16 protein-coding genes are annotated in these 16,292 nt (G+C 45.0%); 8 read left to right on the top strand and 8 right to left on the bottom strand.

What is annotated here, in order from left to right:
- The first annotated feature begins 10 nt into the window (after positions 1 to 10).
- The 5 genes from AC787_RS17665 (at position 11) to tatA (ending at position 4,389) form a co-directional block, all read left to right on the top strand.
- Positions 11 to 559 (top strand): glycerol-3-phosphate responsive antiterminator, encoded by a 549-nt coding sequence (locus AC787_RS17665; protein WP_054025979.1) that lies wholly within the window; start codon positions 11 to 13, stop codon positions 557 to 559.
- Positions 560 to 689: 130 nt separating this feature from the next.
- Positions 690 to 2,510 (top strand): glycosyl hydrolase family 28-related protein, encoded by a 1,821-nt coding sequence (locus AC787_RS17670; protein ID WP_054025980.1) that lies wholly within the window; start codon positions 690 to 692, stop codon positions 2,508 to 2,510.
- A gap of 41 nt (positions 2,511 to 2,551) precedes the next feature.
- Entirely contained in the window at positions 2,552 to 3,361 is an 810-nt protein-coding gene (locus AC787_RS17675) for a sugar phosphate isomerase/epimerase family protein (RefSeq protein ID WP_054025981.1), read from the top strand.
- Positions 3,361 to 4,182 (top strand): Cof-type HAD-IIB family hydrolase, encoded by an 822-nt coding sequence (locus AC787_RS17680; protein ID WP_054025982.1) that lies wholly within the window; start codon positions 3,361 to 3,363, stop codon positions 4,180 to 4,182. The genes AC787_RS17675 and AC787_RS17680 overlap by 1 nt, the downstream gene beginning before the upstream one ends.
- A 3-nt stretch (positions 4,183 to 4,185) precedes the next feature.
- The gene (tatA, locus tag AC787_RS17685) at positions 4,186 to 4,389 is read left to right on the top strand and encodes a twin-arginine translocase TatA/TatE family subunit (protein WP_054025983.1); all 204 of its coding nucleotides are present in this window, start codon (positions 4,186 to 4,188) and stop codon (positions 4,387 to 4,389) included.
- A gap of 95 nt (positions 4,390 to 4,484) precedes the next feature.
- Here the strand turns inward: tatA and AC787_RS17690 are convergent, their stop codons facing one another.
- The 5 genes from AC787_RS17690 to AC787_RS17710 are packed head-to-tail and all read right to left on the bottom strand — an operon-like array spanning position 4,485 to position 9,598.
- Positions 4,485 to 5,549 carry a glycoside hydrolase family 130 protein gene (locus tag AC787_RS17690; RefSeq protein ID WP_054025984.1) on the bottom strand — a complete coding sequence of 355 codons (1,065 nt, stop codon included), beginning with the start codon at positions 5,547 to 5,549 and terminating at the stop codon, positions 4,485 to 4,487.
- Between the two features lie 30 nt (positions 5,550 to 5,579).
- A complete protein-coding gene (locus AC787_RS17695; protein ID WP_054025985.1) occupies positions 5,580 to 6,533 on the bottom strand; it encodes an MTP-1 family protein in 954 nt (317 codons plus the stop codon).
- Positions 6,534 to 6,562: 29 nt separating this feature from the next.
- Positions 6,563 to 7,402 carry a carbohydrate ABC transporter permease gene (locus tag AC787_RS17700; protein ID WP_054025986.1) on the bottom strand — a complete coding sequence of 280 codons (840 nt, stop codon included), beginning with the start codon at positions 7,400 to 7,402 and terminating at the stop codon, positions 6,563 to 6,565.
- Positions 7,389 to 8,264, bottom strand: coding sequence for a carbohydrate ABC transporter permease (locus AC787_RS17705; protein WP_054025987.1), 876 nt, complete (start codon positions 8,262 to 8,264; stop codon positions 7,389 to 7,391). The genes AC787_RS17700 and AC787_RS17705 overlap by 14 nt, the downstream gene beginning before the upstream one ends.
- 14 nt (positions 8,265 to 8,278) lie before the next feature.
- Positions 8,279 to 9,598 carry an ABC transporter substrate-binding protein gene (locus AC787_RS17710; RefSeq protein ID WP_054025988.1) on the bottom strand — a complete coding sequence of 440 codons (1,320 nt, stop codon included), beginning with the start codon at positions 9,596 to 9,598 and terminating at the stop codon, positions 8,279 to 8,281.
- A gap of 253 nt (positions 9,599 to 9,851) precedes the next feature.
- Between AC787_RS17710 and AC787_RS17715 the strand changes: the two genes are divergently transcribed.
- The gene (locus AC787_RS17715) at positions 9,852 to 10,880 is read left to right on the top strand and encodes a LacI family DNA-binding transcriptional regulator (RefSeq protein WP_054025989.1); all 1,029 of its coding nucleotides are present in this window, start codon (positions 9,852 to 9,854) and stop codon (positions 10,878 to 10,880) included.
- A gap of 124 nt (positions 10,881 to 11,004) precedes the next feature.
- Here the strand turns inward: AC787_RS17715 and AC787_RS17720 are convergent, their stop codons facing one another.
- The 3 genes from AC787_RS17720 to AC787_RS17730 all read right to left on the bottom strand — a co-directional run bounded on the left by AC787_RS17720 (position 11,005) and on the right by AC787_RS17730 (position 14,209).
- Positions 11,005 to 11,571 carry a CapA family protein gene (locus tag AC787_RS17720; protein WP_054025990.1) on the bottom strand — a complete coding sequence of 189 codons (567 nt, stop codon included), beginning with the start codon at positions 11,569 to 11,571 and terminating at the stop codon, positions 11,005 to 11,007.
- On the bottom strand, positions 11,561 to 12,046 hold the full coding sequence (locus AC787_RS17725; RefSeq protein WP_054025991.1) for a CapA family protein: 486 nt from the start codon (positions 12,044 to 12,046) through the stop codon (positions 11,561 to 11,563). Before AC787_RS17725 ends, AC787_RS17720 begins: the two co-directional genes overlap by 11 nt.
- Before the next feature lie 234 nt (positions 12,047 to 12,280).
- Entirely contained in the window at positions 12,281 to 14,209 is a 1,929-nt protein-coding gene (locus AC787_RS17730; RefSeq protein ID WP_054025992.1) for an AraC family transcriptional regulator, read from the bottom strand.
- Positions 14,210 to 14,466: 257 nt separating this feature from the next.
- Between AC787_RS17730 and AC787_RS17735 the strand changes: the two genes are divergently transcribed.
- A complete protein-coding gene (locus tag AC787_RS17735) occupies positions 14,467 to 14,985 on the top strand; it encodes a TetR/AcrR family transcriptional regulator (protein WP_054025993.1) in 519 nt (172 codons plus the stop codon).
- 110 nt (positions 14,986 to 15,095) lie between these two features.
- On the top strand, positions 15,096 to 16,082 hold the full coding sequence (locus AC787_RS17740; RefSeq protein ID WP_054025994.1) for an NAD(P)H-binding protein: 987 nt from the start codon (positions 15,096 to 15,098) through the stop codon (positions 16,080 to 16,082).
- The last annotated feature ends 210 nt before the right edge of the window (positions 16,083 to 16,292 follow it).

A 16,292-nucleotide genomic window follows, 5' to 3' on the forward strand; every position in this document is an offset into this window, starting at 1 on the left:
GAAGTATAACATGAGTAAACAACATCTTGATTACCCTCTAATTGCTGCGGTTACACGCCCAGAGCAGATGGAAGCAGCACTTAACAGTAAGGTGAAGCGTATCAATCTAATGACAGGAGATATTTCGCAATTAGCATCTATCGTTGAACGTGTACATGCAGTGGATAAGAAGCTCTATGTTCATATTGAAATGGTAAATGGAATTAGCAGGGATAGTAGTGGGATTCATTACTTAGCTAACGTTTTTAAGATTGATGGTATTGTCTCTACGAAAAGTAATGCCATAGCATCGGCTAAGCAAGCTGGTATTGGGACTACGCAGCGTATATTTGCCATCGATACGGCTGCAATTGAAACGGCACATAAAATGTTTCATAGTTCTAAGCCTGATGAGGTTGAACTTATGCCTGGCCTTATGCCAAGAATTATTACGGAAATTCGATCCCAGTGGGACAAGAAGCTTATCGTAGGCGGCTTAATTCAAAGTAGGGAAGAAATACAATTAGCGTTTGATCATGGAGCAGATTATGTTTCATTAAGTAATCCAAGTTTTTGGTAAGCAAGCAACTGAATAGATGGTAAGAGCAGGTGGAGATGATGAGAAAACCTAGCCCAAAAAACAAGACGTTTTTTTAGGCTGCCTTTTTTCAGCATCTCTTTTTTTTATGACACTTTTTAGGAGGGATATCATGTCTGATGGATTAATGGAAAAAGGAAAGATGAGTAGGAGAAAAATGCTTAAGGTTATGGGGGCTTCGATGTTATCGATAGCAGCAGGCTCTGCTCTCATTAATAATGCTTATTCAACAGCATCAGCAGCGGAAGCGGAAGCGGTACAACCAACAGAGCCAGCTGCACTCCCTATGGCAGCTATCTCCTTCTACAATGTGAAAGATTATGGTGCAGTTGGCAATGGTATTGCTAACGATACGGATGCCATCCAAACTGCCCTTACACTCGCTGCAGGAGTGGAAGGCAAAGCTTCCATGGTGTTTATTCCAAAGGGGACCTACCTTGTTAAAGATACTCTACGAATCTATTCAAGAACACACTTGAAGCTAGATCAAGGGACTACAATGGTACGTAATCATGATCGTTCCTTCCTAATTAATGGTGACTGGAATGCTAATTATATAGGCTATGATGGACAAGGTCATTTTATCGTTGAGGGGGGCGTATGGGATGGGAATATCAACCAATATCCAGATATGTTCAACTGGTTTGGACTTGCAAGAGCTCGCAATGTTGTGTTTAGAGATGTAGAAGTAAGGGATGTCGTCTCTGCGCATGCCATAGATATGAATGCTTGTGAGGACATCTTGATTGAAAATTGCCGCTTTCTAGGATATCGCGATGGAACAAGCGATCAGTCAAGAAACTATGCCGAAGCTATTCAAATCGCTAACCATACAGAGACAGGATTTAACGATATGGGATCCTTTGATGGCACGCCTTCTCGTAATGTAAGGATCATGAACTGCTATTTTGGAGCGAGCGGTACGGCAGGTACAGGACCATGGGCTTCAGGAGTAGGCAATCATTATGCGGTTCATAATCTATACAATTCGAACATTGTGATAGAAGGGAACACCTTTGATGGTATGACCTATTCTGGGGTTCGCAGCTTTAAATTTGCTGACCTTATTGTAGCGAATAATACATTTTTAAACTGTCATAAGGGAATTATGCTTTCTAACCCTGCAGCCAATACAGAATCAACCAAGGATGCCGCTGGGGTGCAATCAGGGCTTCCGCAGTCAAGTCATAATGTAATCATTCACTGTAATGTGTTCAAGGGAACGACGGGGGATAATATTTACTGTGTTGGTTGGCCGAAGAGCAATAGCGTGTATGCAAAGGTAGAAGCTTTAAGCATTACAGATAATATCTTTGATACAAACTCTGCTAATAACTCTTGTATTACGATGAAATGGGTAAATAACGCACAGATCTTAAATAATCAGTTCCGTAATGTATATCGTGGAATCTATCTTGCCTATGGAACCAGTGTTGCCATTACTGGAAACCATATGTCCGATATTAAGGTAGAAGGAATCTTTATTGAGGAGCCTGATACCGAGTATGCCGGCGTTGGTCATACTGCCAATATTAGAATTACAGACAATACTCTAAAGCAATGCGGGCGATCCGCAATTAATTTAAGAGCACTGAAGCATTTTCAGGTTAATGACAATATGATTGAAGCAGCAGGAATAGAAAGTGATAATTCAAGGCAAGGAATTGCTGTGAGCAGTGCTGCGAGTGAGGGAAGAATAGCTGGCAATGCGGTTATCCCAGCGGCTGTCGGTAATAAAAACCAATATGGTATTCAAGTTACGAGCACCTGCATCAATGTTCAGGTTGCAGACAATAGACTTGAGGGTAAGAGCGGACGAGTAAGTATCGAGGGAAGTACTAATTTTGAAGGAATTTATATGCATAGTCCAAATGGTAACAGATATCGAGTGACGGTAAGCAATAGCGGTACTCCAGTTTACACAGAAGCCTAAACCAGATATTTACCAATATATAACCTATAGGAGTTGATTTTATGTCAAATGATACCATTTGTATATCAGATTTAATATTACTTTCCGAGACTCTCGAAACGAAAATAGAAGCACTTAAAGAAATGGAAGTGAACGATGTAGAGTTGCTAGTTGACGGTAAAGCTTGGGATGATACGATACAGAGTTATGCTAATTATACACCTTATTTACGCCAATCTGGATTGAAATTCAGTGTTCATCCACCTGCTTGGGATACGAATCTATCAAGTGAGAATAAAAGTATTCGTGAAGCAACCTATGTGGAATATTGCAGAGCCATTGAGTTCACGTATGCGATTGGTGGAAAACATGTTGTCATCCATCCTGGTTTCTGTTATTCACCTGGCTTTGATAAGGAGCTTGCAAAGCAGCGTGCATATGAGCTTGTCTCATTATTATGTAAGACAGCAGAACCGCTTGGCATAAGATTAGCGATTGAGAATGTTGGGTATAACGGCAGCTCATTATTTACACAGAAGGAATACGTAGAATTTGTTGCAGGTTTGGATGCCAATGCAGCCTATTTAATTGATACGGGTCATGCTCATCTGAATGGCTGGGATATCCCTGAGCTAATTAGAGCGACAAAAAATCGTCTTTGCTCTATTCATTTACATGATAATTTTGCAGATGGTGATCGTCATTTACCAATTGGCAGTGGCAATATTGATTGGGAGCCTATCTTTGCAGAGCTGCGTGAAGTGAACGGTTGTCTACCAATCCTTGAATATGCCCCAGGAACAAATCTAGAGCAGCTGAAGCAGTCCATGAACCTTGTTAAGAATAAATTAAATGCTGGGATTATATCTTGATGTGTAGTATTAAGTTAATTGTAAGTGATCTCGATGGTACACTGTTGTCTGAGAGGCATGAACTTGAGCAGGAGGTACTCGATAGTATTGAAAGGTTTCGAGCCTCAGGTGGACAATTTACAATTGCGACAGGAAGACCACTAATTACAGCCTTACCTATACTTCAAAGGCTAAATATCGAGCTTCCCGTTATTCTTTGTAATGGAGCGGTCATTGCCCAGGATGGTCATATTGTGGAACAGCATTGTTTTTCTTTAGCTAAGCTTAGCCATTTGCTCATTGAGGCATATAACCAAGGGCTGACGATACTTCTCTTCCACCATTCTAATGTATTTATATTTGAACATACAGCAGATGCAAAAGTTTACGAGCAAAAGGAAAAGATATCTTGTACCGTAATCTCCTTAGAGGGGATGGAGTGGGTAGAGAAGCAAGCAGAGAAGGTTATGCTAATAGGTGATATTGAGCGATCATTATTTTTATGGATGAAGTATCAGAGTACACTAGGTGATCACTTTGGAGCTTTCCAATCGGAATATAACTATCTTGAAATTGTAGATAAATCATGCAGTAAAGGAAGCGCAGTTACTACTGTAGCAGAGTTGCTTGGCGTTAGCCGAGAGCAAATCATGACGATTGGTAATGAAATGAATGACTTACCTATGTATTCAGCATCGGCTGTTGGGGTTGCTGTTGCCAATGGACGAGAGGGATTGAAAGAAGCTGCTGATTATATTTGCCAAAAAGCATATGGTCAAGGAGTGGTGGAGGCGATAGAGCGATTTGCTCTGGAAGCTGCATTGCAGAGGGGAGCTGAGTAAGGCATGATTGGTGGTTTAGGTACGACAGGTATTTTATTACTAGTACTGGTTGCATTGCTGCTGTTTGGACCAAAGAAGCTGCCAGAGCTAGGGAGAGCGCTCGGTAGAACGATTAGTGAGTTTCGTTCTGGAACGAAGGTGTTGATTGAAGAGGAAGAAGCAGATAGTAAAACGAAGAATGAAACTAAAATAGCGCGATCAGAGTGAGGTTTGAAGAATAAAATAATCAATGATAACGAGGCTGTCTCTCAAGTGAGCGAATCACTTTTGAAACAGCCTCCTTATCATTTACATCGTATTGTTTATTCAAGTGGCTCAAGGCTATCCAGAATCGCCTGCAAGCTGAGCTCGCAGCCCGCCATCGACGTGTCCGCTACGCCGTAGTACATTTTCACGATGTCACCGTCTACGATCGCGCCGCATGCGAATACGACGTCGCCGAAGAAGCCATTCTTCTCGTACTCGGCTTCCGGTTCCAGGATAGGTTTGTTTGAACGGGCAAGCACCTTGGACGGATCATTCAGATCGAGCAGCACAGCGCCCATACAGTAGCGATGCTCCGCCGTTGCCCCGTGATACAGCTCCAGCCATCCGCGTTCGGTCTTGATCGGCACGCAGCCGCCGCCCATCCGGCCTCCATCCCACATCCCGGAACGAAGTCCGATCAGATGCTTGTGGTTACCCCAGTAAAGCAGATTGTCAGACTCGGCAATCCACATTTCCGGATTACCCGTGCTCTTTGTTGTCGGGCGGTGCAGTGCGTAGTATTTACCGTTCACCTTCTCCGGGAAGATGAGCACATCCTTGTTATCCGGGCCGAAAATCATCCCGTGATGCTTGACCTTCTCGAAATCGGTTGTAGATACCATAGACTCACCGACGCCCACCGGGCTGACAGCAGAGAAATAAATGTAGTAGATGTCACCGATCTGGGTTATGCGCGGATCCTCGATCCCGAAGGTTTCCAGCTTCTGCGACGGGTAGAGAAACGGCTTCTCATCCACTGTAAAATGATGTCCATCCTTGCTGCGGGCAATTCGCAGGTAGGAGAGGGACGTCAAATATTCGAAAGTCGCGCTCTGCGACTTGTTGCGAATGACCCGCGGATCAGAGAAATCATAACGCTCGTCATCCAGGCGCAGCTCAATCAGGTCAAGTTCTTGCGTATCCGTGTTGAAGACCGGCGCCAGCACCTTCTCGGGGTCAGGGCTGATCGGACGCTCCGCAACGCGAAGCAGCATAATAATCTCATCCCCATAGACAGCGATGCCGGCGTTGAACGCGCCGATAACTTCGAACTGCTCATGGTGAGGGACTACATCTGCAGGTGTGATCAAAGGATTTTCTTCGTAGCGATATACTTTCATAACGGATTAGATAACTCCCTTTATAAACATTTAGTTTTCGAATTTGCGGAAAGGATCAGCAATCGTTAGCTTCTGCGCATCGGCATCACTAATGCCTGCATAGAGAACTGCCACGCCTTCCGCTGCATGACGAACGAGGCCTCCGCTGAACACGACATCCTGCAGATCCGGACGCTTCGACGGCCCCGGCAGAAAGTCTGCCCGTACGGCGATCAACTCGATATCAGAGAACTTGCCGTCCTCTGGATTGAAGACAAATGCCATCGGATAATAATGGCGGTCGCCGCTATCATCATAACAAGCGATATGTCCAAGGACACCGACCAAGCCATTCACCAGCAGATGCGCTTCATTCGCTCCGCCCCATTCAGCATCGATGAACTGACCGCCGAGCAGCGGTGCAGCGTCAATGAGCTCAACGCTCAATGCATCAAGTGAAGCAACGTTCGTATAGCCGATTTTGCCACGTCCTCCCTTATCGCCTTGGGGACGGGTGAATACGCCTATCGAACCGTCCCTAAGTTCCACGAGACGTATGTCCTTCATACCGTCTGGCCCTTTGAAGAAAGGCTTCAATGAAGCAATTCCCTCGCCTCGGTAGAATACGGTGCGCCATTTCAGCATGTTTGAATTCTCGGGATGCGGGAATATTTCTACACCTCCCAGCACAAGCTGGCCTGCGATGCGTGTGAAGAACGGATCCTGAAGGCGGAGCACCGGCGCCCCTTCGCGGGGAATCCACTCGCCACCTTGTTCTATGAAAAACATAATTTCGGAATGCTCGCTGTCACGCGATTCCACCCGGCCGGCAATGACGGGAACCCCTTCATCCATGAACGGAGCAGAAATATTGTAAACGTCCTTACCCTCTACGCTTGTACCGACAAAATGGATCTTCTGCGCCTCGCGAGCAACCTTTCCCGAAGCTTGATAGGCACCGAGCAGCTCGGCGCATGTTTTTACATCTGTACTGACGAAACTCATAACCTCTTCTCCTTTAGACGTTTGCCGAGTTATTTTAAGTTAAATTGCATGCCATCTTGGAACTTCTTCCCGAAAATAAAAAACAGCACGATAATCGGGAATGTCAACAGCACCGATGCGGCATACAGAGGACCTGGATAGGTGGCATACGGGCCGAACATTTGAGAAAGCAGTACATTCAAGGTCAACATATGGTCGCTGCGCACGATAATCATATCCCAAAGCAGCTCCGTCCAACGCTCCATCAGTAGGAACAGGAAGATGACGGTCGTAATCGAACGCGACATCGGAAGCAAGACCCGATACATGATTTTGAAATCGGTGGCGCCGTCGAGCTTAGCTGCTTCAATAAAGACAGATGGAATTGCTTTGAAGAAGTTAGTATACATGAAGATCGCCCACAGACTGACGGCCTTCGGAATAATCATCCCCAAGTAGGTATCGTACAAGCCGACGCGCTGCACGACCAGGAACGTCGGAATCAGCAATATAATCGCTGGGAAAAACATATGGAACAGCACAAAATTGTTCACGGTATCGCGTCCCCGGAAATTGAGCTTCGACAAGGCATAAGCAACCATAATGCCGGACATCATCATCAAACCGGTAGAAGAAACCGAGACGATAACACTATTCATTAATGCGGTGAGCCATGGACGGGACATACCCGTCTCCCCGCCTGAGAACAGCCACTCGTACGATTTTAGCGAGAAGGAGTTTGGCAGCAACTTGCGGTCCACCTGACTCCAATCCGCGAACGAGTGCAAGATCATATACAGGTACGGATAGACCATCAAGATCAGAAGAATGACTGCTAAGCCATAGCGGAACGCCAATCGGCTTGTTCTATTGCGATTAGACCCAACCATTACGTTTCCCCCACAGTTCTAGCAGTTTTCGAATAATAAAGATTGAGATGAACGTCGCTACTGATGCGAGCAAAGCAACCGCTGATGCATAGCCGGCCTTCAGATTAATGAATGCCTGCTTGAAGATCTCCATTTGCCACGTATTCGTTGCAAAATTCGGTCCGCCTCCTGTCAGTTGATACACCTCGGTGAAAATACCGAAGGTGACGCCGAATGACAGAATAAGCGTCGTGTAGAGCGCTGGGTACATGAGCGGAAGCGTCACGCGCCAGAAGCGCTGATTGTCCGTTACACCATCTATGGCGGCTGCTTCATAGACTTCATTGTCTATGCTCGACAGTCCGGACGTTAAGATGAGCGCATAGTAGCCTGTGAATTTCCAAGCCAGAATCATGCCGACCACGAATAAAGCTGACATCGGAGAGCCCAGCCAGTCGATCGTAATGCCGAACTTGCGAAGCATGGTATTAATAGGGCTCGTATACGACAGAAGCCCTTTTACGATGAGGGACGATACGACCCCCGATGACAGGTACGGCAAGAAAAATCCGATGAGAAACAAGCTTCGCATCCGCGGTAAACTGTGTACAACAACCGCTACACACATCGCCATCACCGTAACGAGCGGGACAAAGATGAGCATAAATTTGTATGTGACCCAGAACGAAGAATGCACAGCAGGTGACTTGAGTGCGTTCATAAAGTTGTCGAAGCCGACCATTTTAAACTCCGGCGCAATGAGATCCCAATCCGTGAAGGCCAGGTAGAAGGACCAAATCAACGGCCCGAAGAAGAAAATGAGTGAATAAATAAGGTAGGGACTGGTGAATAACCAGCCCAACCGATTGTTTTTCTGATCCATGGAATAATCTCCCTTTACTGAAGGGCGCCTTCAATGGCTTTTTTCAAATTCGTCCAAGCCTGCTCTGGAGCAAGCTCGCCGCGTACAACTTTATTAAACGCTTCCTGGCCGATCAGCGTTTGTAGGTCGACATATTTAGCGTTGTCCATTGGAGGCACCGCATTAGGTACATTTTCTGCATAAGGTTTCAAATCTGGATTCGCTTCTAAAATGCTTTTGAACGATTCATTGCTTGTCAGATCGTCGCGGGCAGGAGGAAGCTTCGTTTGCTCGAACCATTTCGCATCGTTCTTCGCATCGGAATACACCCATTTAATGAATTCGAATGCCGCTTTCTGCTCGGCTTCTGTCGCTTGCGCGAAGATGACGAGTCCTTTCGTGTCGGCAAAAGTCTTGCTTGCTGCGGGATCTATACCATCCGGTACAGGAGGCATCGTGAGTGCGAACGTTTCATTAATTTTCATGTTCGGATATTTCTCTTCCCACAAGCTGAACGTCCAAGGACCCAAGTCAGTAAATACACCCACGCCATTCTCGAAAGGATCTGTGACCGTTTGCGTCAAGATACCCTTCTCTTTGCGAAGATTGTCCATGAAGGTAAGCACTTCAATGCCCGCCTTATCATCGCCAACAAACTTGTTGTTCTCTACCAGCTTGTTGCCGTTCGAAGCCGCATCATACAGCATATAGAAGTCGAACCAACGTTTCCAGAACGTTGAATCGGCAAGATCAGGCTTCGCCCATACATACTTGTCCGGGAATTTCGCTTTTAAGTTCTTTGTCAGCTCCAGCATCTCGCTGTAGGTTTTTGGAAGCGTGTCAATGCCCGCCTCCTTCAAGATATCGATGCGCCAGCCGAAGAGCATGGGAACCGAGTAAATGGGCATTACGTATTGATGGCCGTCAGAAAACTTCCAAGGCTCGATTGTAGCTTTCATGTTTCGGTTAGTGACAACTTCGTCGTAGCCCGCCAAAGTCTCAAGCGGCACGAGCGCTTTGCTGTTGGCTAATTGAGCGGCAAAACCCCGGTTAATATTCTCAGAAATAGTCGGAGCGCTCTTGCCTGCGATGGCCGATTGAATGCTCGCTTCGGAGCTTGGTGATTCTTTAATCGCACTTACATTGATTTTGACCTTCGGATTCTCTGCCATGTAGGCGCTCGCAAGCTCTTTCCAATAAGCCTGCTGCGTCGGGTGAGGGGCAGCCCAAAATTCAATCGTCGTAACGTCTGATGCAGCGCTGCCGGTTCCTGTGTTGCCGCCGCCTTTCGCGCAAGCTCCAAGCATAGCGCCTGCCATGACAGTAACCAAAAGCGTAGATACTAGCTTCTTCATGTACGTAAATCCTCCTTAGATGTTAAATAAGATAACAAAATGTGCATTTACAGTCACTCTTTTTGTAACGTTACAAAATTAAATACTAAGTGGTTATGTCACTAATTATTAACGTTTTGTAATGCTATGTCAAGTAACAACTACAGGGAAACATAGGTTTTTTTCCGATCCCTGTTTACTTTATAATCTTGTAACGTTACAATTAAGGGCATAATGACCGTATAAATGGATGCAGCGGGAAAGGATGCTCGGAATGAAAGATAAAGTTACCATGCAGCAAATCGCGGATGAGCTGAAGCTGTCCAAAAACTCCGTTTCCCAAGCGCTCTCCGGCAAGGACGGCGTAAGCGAAGCTACACGGAAGTTGATTATGGATACGGCGCACCGGATGGGCTATTCTTATACAAAGACGAAGAAGTCAGGCGCCATTCTCGGGGAACAACCTAAACTTAAGGGATCCATAGCGCTTATCGCGTCTGACTTTGCTTTCAGTATGCAAAGCTTTTTCGGTGAAATTTATTTAATCATAGAGAAGGAAGCTAAGCAGCAAGGGTATGAGCTCGTAATTCAATCCATTGACCGCGTAGCAATTGATGAGAAAAGACTTCCTCCTTTTCTCCTAAACCGATCTGTTGACGGGATTATTATCTTGTCTCATATCACAACGGCCTATACGAAAATGATGCTAGACACAGGAATTCCTGCTGTTATGATTGACCATCATCATCCGAATCTACAGGTGGACAGCATTCTGACAAATAACCGATTCGCTGCTTATGAAGCCGTACGGCATCTGGCGCATCACGGGCATCGCGAGATCGGCTTTGTCGGCGATACCTCTTTCTCTCCAAGTTATCAAGAGCGACTGGATGGCTTTCGGATGGCGATGAGGGAATTCGAGCTGTCGGTTAAGGAAGAATGGATTTGCTCTCAAGCGATAGAGGACCATGCGTTTATTTCCAATTATACGAGGGGGCTTGAGCGTCAGCCTACAGCGTGGTTTTGTGTGAACGACGGCCTTGGTTATTTTCTAACCTCTGCTATGCAGCAGCTCGGTATGAAAGTGCCCGATGATATGTCTATCATCAGCTTCGACAACGGGTATTTATCCCAAATCTCTACACCTCCGACTACAACGGTAGATATCGACTTGAAATTATACGCTGCAAAAGCTGTTGAGAGGCTGATGGAGCGAATGAGCGAGCCGGATCAGCCATTCACCGAACTGCTGCTGCCAACGAAGCTGATCGTACGGGAGTCGACAGGCCGGCCCCGTGCATAAAAGCTGCCTGCCGATAAATGTTTAAATTGTAATTGTAATGTTGAAACTTAAAAAGCAGCTCGTTCCTCATCAGAGGGCGGGCTGCTTTTGTTACGAGTGTAGTTAGAAAGAGGGTCCATTTTGCTCATGTTGTGGATTTTTTCTCGATCAAGAGCGGTCTGATACGCTTCCAAACATTACGCATCAATTTATGATCAGTGGCGGATTGACCGGGAACTGGCTTCGACAGCGCTTGATGAATCTGCAGAATTCGGTATTTCACTCCGTTCGCTGTTTTAAGTCGTGTGGACCAGGTAGGAGTATAACTGGTTTCAGTCACTTTAACCTTTCCGTCCGTTTCTTTTTTAACTGTTAACTGGACAATGACACCGCAGTTGGTAGCCGGATTACGGTATAGGCGTGTAGCGATAAAATTGCCAAGCGAATAGATGGCAAAGCGGTCATCCTTGGTGGGAGAGGCCGGTTGTATGACGTGAGGATGATGGCCCAAAATAATATGGGCACCGTTAGCAAGCAATAAGTTCACTAACCGCTGCGATTGCTTCAGGGGAACATGACGGCATTCCTTTCCTATATGGAGGCAAACCACGACAACATCGACCTTGCGAGCAAGCCTGCGTATATGATCGGCGACTTTTTTGTGATTTGTAGGATCGATTTGGTTTACCATCCAAGCTTCATCAGGAGACAAAGGGATTTTGTTTGTTCCTTTCGAATAGCTGACTATTCCGACCTTTGATGCCTTTTACATCTAGAATTAGATGGTTCTCGTTCCGCGGATCGGATGCATACGTGCCAGTGTGTGCAAGCTCAAGCTTGTCGAGAACCTGCAGCGTGCGAACGAGGCCTTTCCTACCGCGATCCATACAGTGATTGTTGGCTGTAGTCAAAACGTTGAAACCGGTTTTTTTTAAAGCGGAAGCTAAATCATCTGGACAGTTGAACATCGAGAAGCCTGTGCGAGGGTTCGACTGTGTATAATGAACTTCTGTTCCTGCAAGCGGTGTCTCTAGATTGCCGATCACCAAATCGGCTTGCTTTAACAATGGAGCGACGTTTTGAAATATGGGTTCAAATGCGTATTTGTTTTCATTTAATTGTTTGGCTGACGTTAGGAGAGAGCCCATCATTAAAATATCTCCTACGGCAGCTAGCTTAAATTCCATGGTCAATTTACCCTTATCCTTTCCAATACAAAAGGTTATTTTACCTCATGCTCATGTTATGATGTGTAGACGTGCCTGGTGAATGGAATAGCAGCCAGTGCGGAATACTAAACAAGTTGAAAATTAAATCACACGATAAAAAGCCAACTTCAACGCAAATCCTTCGCGTCAAGTTGGCTTTATATTTGTTTAAGCAATTACACTACATTTTTTCGCTTCATATGGATAAGTATCTTATTTCTGTGACTGTTCCACCTGTTCGATTAGCGCATCAACCGCTTCATCCACCAGGTAAGGTCCATAATTCCATTTATCACGGGTTACGTTAATAATGTGATTATTTTTTACTGCGGGAATCGCCTTATAGAGAGGCTCTTGGAACAGTTTCGTCATCTCTACCATCTCTTCGTCTGTCATCTGTGTGAAGAAATAGTCGGCAGGTCGATCAGCCAAAGATTCCATCGACAAAGCAGCGCCGCCATCTGCAAATTTCTCGAACTGTTCTGGCATTTGGAAACCAAAATCCTCATAGATTAGTTTACCCAAAGTACCACCCTTGCCTCCCAAAAGCACTTCTCCCTTATGAAGGATAAACGTAATTGCCGTTGTACCTTCTTTAATATTAATATGGAGCTCATCTCGGACACGCTGAAGCTTCTCCTCAAATGTAGAAATCCACGCTTCTGCCTCTTGCTTTCGGTTCATGACATCGCCAATCGCACGCAGCGTATTCACCACGTCGGGATCACCGCCCCATGCTACGGCAACCGTCGGGGCTATTGTTTGATAAGTTTCATAGATTTCTGCACTATGATAGTCTGGCAGTATAATCACGTCTGGCTGAAGTGCAGATATAGCCTCTACATTGCCAAGTCCATCGCCGATGCTATCGACCTTTGCCATTTCATCTGGATATTTATCAAGTGTACCTTGGTCGGCTCCTACCGGCTCTAGTCCAAGTGGAAGCAAATAACCGCCGTATGTAATAACGACAGCCTTGCTCGGTTTAACCGGAATATCCACCTGCCGTCCCAGCGCATCTTTATACAATCTTGTCTCTGCCGGCAACGTATCCGTGTTATTATTTTGCTGTTTATTAGTGCTGTCTGCAGCCTGTTGCACATCTGAACCTGCACCACCGCAAGCTGCCAGCAGCAGAGATAGGCTAAACAAGAGCGTCACAGCAAAGGAAGGCTTAAAACCAAAATTCATTTCATTCACTCTCCAAGTATCTTGTTGATAATGATTATCACTATTAACAATATAACCTTCTTCTGCTGGCGGAGCAATGAACGATTCGGGCATATCATTCGTACGAATTGAACTTTTTAGCCCGAGATTATACATTTTAAACTGCGCGGGTGTTACACCGGTCTGCTTTTTGAAAAGGCGGCTAAAGTAATACATATCTGTATACCCGACACTGTCAGCAATATCGCGAATGGTCACATCCGTTTTATTCAGCAAAAATTTAGCCCGATTCATCCGAGTCTGAATGAGATATTCAATTGGGCTGCACTTATATTTGCGTTTAAACACCCTGGAGAGGTAATGTGCACTGTAATGAAATAAACTAGCCATCATCTCCATGGAAATCGTCTCACGATAATGCGCATGAATATATTGAGCGATATGTGTAGCCAAATCTGGTGCAGAGGCCTCAGCATCGGCGAGTAACAGCTGACGAAACTGCTCATACACAAATTGATAGAACAGTCCTGTCACTTGCAGTCTGTCTAGATCCTCACCTGTCGTCCACTTCTGATACAAAGACTCTAGAAGAACAAGCAAAGATAATGGTTGTTTTGTTTGAAATGTATATTGTCGCCCAAAAGGAGCCAGTCGCTCCACTCGTCTGCGCATAGATTGACCGGATAAGCCATCAACAGGTTTATATAAAATCAGATAATAGTCAAATGGACGATTCAAACAGCGGATATTCAGCGATGCGCCCTTGCCGCCATGCAGGACTTGAAAATTGGCTGATACGGTTTCCATTCCATCAAGACTCAATCTGGCCTCGCCCTGGTTAGCGAAAATAAAAGCACTAGCTGGAAGGCGGTAATCTTGCAGCTCTTCTCCTGCCTTCATTACCAAATGCCGAATGTCGAGTACTTTAACCGGCGTCTGGTTCCATATTTTAATGGTTTCAGGCCATTCCATAACTACACCCCGTAACGGACTCCATTGCATTATTTTTACTAGTGAGAATCCATATCATTTATAATATATAATCATATCGTATACCATTAAGCACGTATAGAGAAGACAGAGGAATCCCAATCCGCCTATTCCATCCAATAGCTAGCGTATCCTAAATAAAATAAATATTGCAATCCGACGAGTGATAAGTTATTATCGTTTTAGTTAGTGATTGATCAATTACTAACTAAATGGGTACCTTAAAGGTGGAAGATACAATGGAAAAAAACACAGCAGCGTCAGTTAACCGACGTACAGATATTATTGCTGCTGCGATTGAAGTTTTCGCTGAAATTGGATATTATCGCGCCACAACGGCAAAGGTTGCTGAACGAGCTCAAATTTCACAGCCGTATGTTTTTCGGTTTTTTGCAACGAAGGAGATTCTGTTAAAGGAAGCTTTAGAAGTATCATGGACCCGTATCGTTGAAGCATTCCGCAGCGTTATCGAGACAGCGGGACCTGATCAGCTTGAGAAGGAACTTGTCGAGGTCTATATACAGATAATGAAATCGTATCAGAATGAAACCCTTCTGCAAATGCAGGCTCAGACGATAAAAGATGAAGCTATTGTCGAGGTCATGCAAAATGGATACCGTGAGGTGCAGCAGTTAGTGTATAACGCATTCCAGCAAGCTGGTCTTGAAAATCCCAAGGAGAAGACCATTATATTTTTGGCTAGAGGTATGTTATGCAATGTTTCCATGGCTCTGTCTTTGCCGGAACTAATGTATTAGAGCTGATATTTCGGCTCTTATATACATCATTGTAATTGATCAATCAATAAATAGGTGAAATGTTCAGTTAGTGATTAATCAATTACAAAATGAGAGGAGTTTGATTAAGAATGAAAAAAGCAATTGTATTAGGTGCTACCGGGGGGACTGGAGCTCCTATTGTAGAGGAGCTTCTGAAGAGAGGAATCGAGACTACGGCATTCGGGCGCTCTTATCAAAAGCTGGATCAACTTTCAATGGATTTGGGCTATCCTAAGCATTTATCGCTTAAAGTTGGAGATGTGTTTAATATAAAGGAACTGATATCTGCTTGCGAAGGCCACGAGGTTATTTTTAACTGTGCGAATGTGCCTTACAATGACATGCATACAAAGCTGATTCCTATGGGAGAGGCAGTTATGGAGGCAGCGAATCAGCTTGGTGCAAAAATCATCGTTGTGGATGGCATTTATCCCTATGGTAGGAGAACTACTGATCACGCATCGGAGGATCACCCTAAGAATCCGCACACGAAAAAAGGCAAGGTTCGACTACAGTACGAGCAAATGGTATTTAGCCCAAGATGGAATAAGGCGCGTAAAATGATTGTTCGTCTACCAGACTATTATGGCCCATCAGCTAACCAAGCATCCTATTTGGGGTCAACTTTAGATGGGATTGCTGCTGCCAAGCCGACGGTGTTTATTGGAACAATGAAGGTTGCTCGCGAGTTTGTATATTTACCGGATGCCGCAATTATGATTGTAGAGTTGGCCATTAGGGAGGATGCGTACGAGCAAAATTGGCATATTCCAGGATCAGGTGTGATCTCTGGCCGACATTTTGTAGAGATAGCTCAGAGGGCAGCAGGTACGTCAAAACCAGTCATACCTCTTGGCAAAATGGGCTTATCACTAATTGGACTACTTTCATCTGTTATGAAGGAGGTCGTCGAAATGCTGTATTTAACAGAGGAACCATTCATATTAAGTGGTGAAAAATACGAGCGGCTTGTTGGACCGATCCCTATGACCCCATACGAGATTGGTATTACATCTACGATTAACACCCTTATGAAACGAAATGAAGTGAAAAAGGCGATCTCTAGCGGGAACTGAGTCAGCAAAAGAGAAGGATATATTGATTCTAGGAATTAAGAGGGCGAATTGTGATTGGGCACTGCCACAGTTCGCCTTCTCTATGGTGAACACCACCTGAGGATAAAATCCTAATAATGAAATAAAACATAGGGGAGCGCTTCACGCGAAGAAGGTGAAAAACAGGGAGGAGTAAAGCCATTCAACGATTTCTGACTAGTTGCACGAAAA

The organism is Bacillus sp. FJAT-28004, from assembly GCF_001280845.1.
Lineage (GTDB): Bacteria > Bacillota > Bacilli > Paenibacillales > Paenibacillaceae > Pristimantibacillus.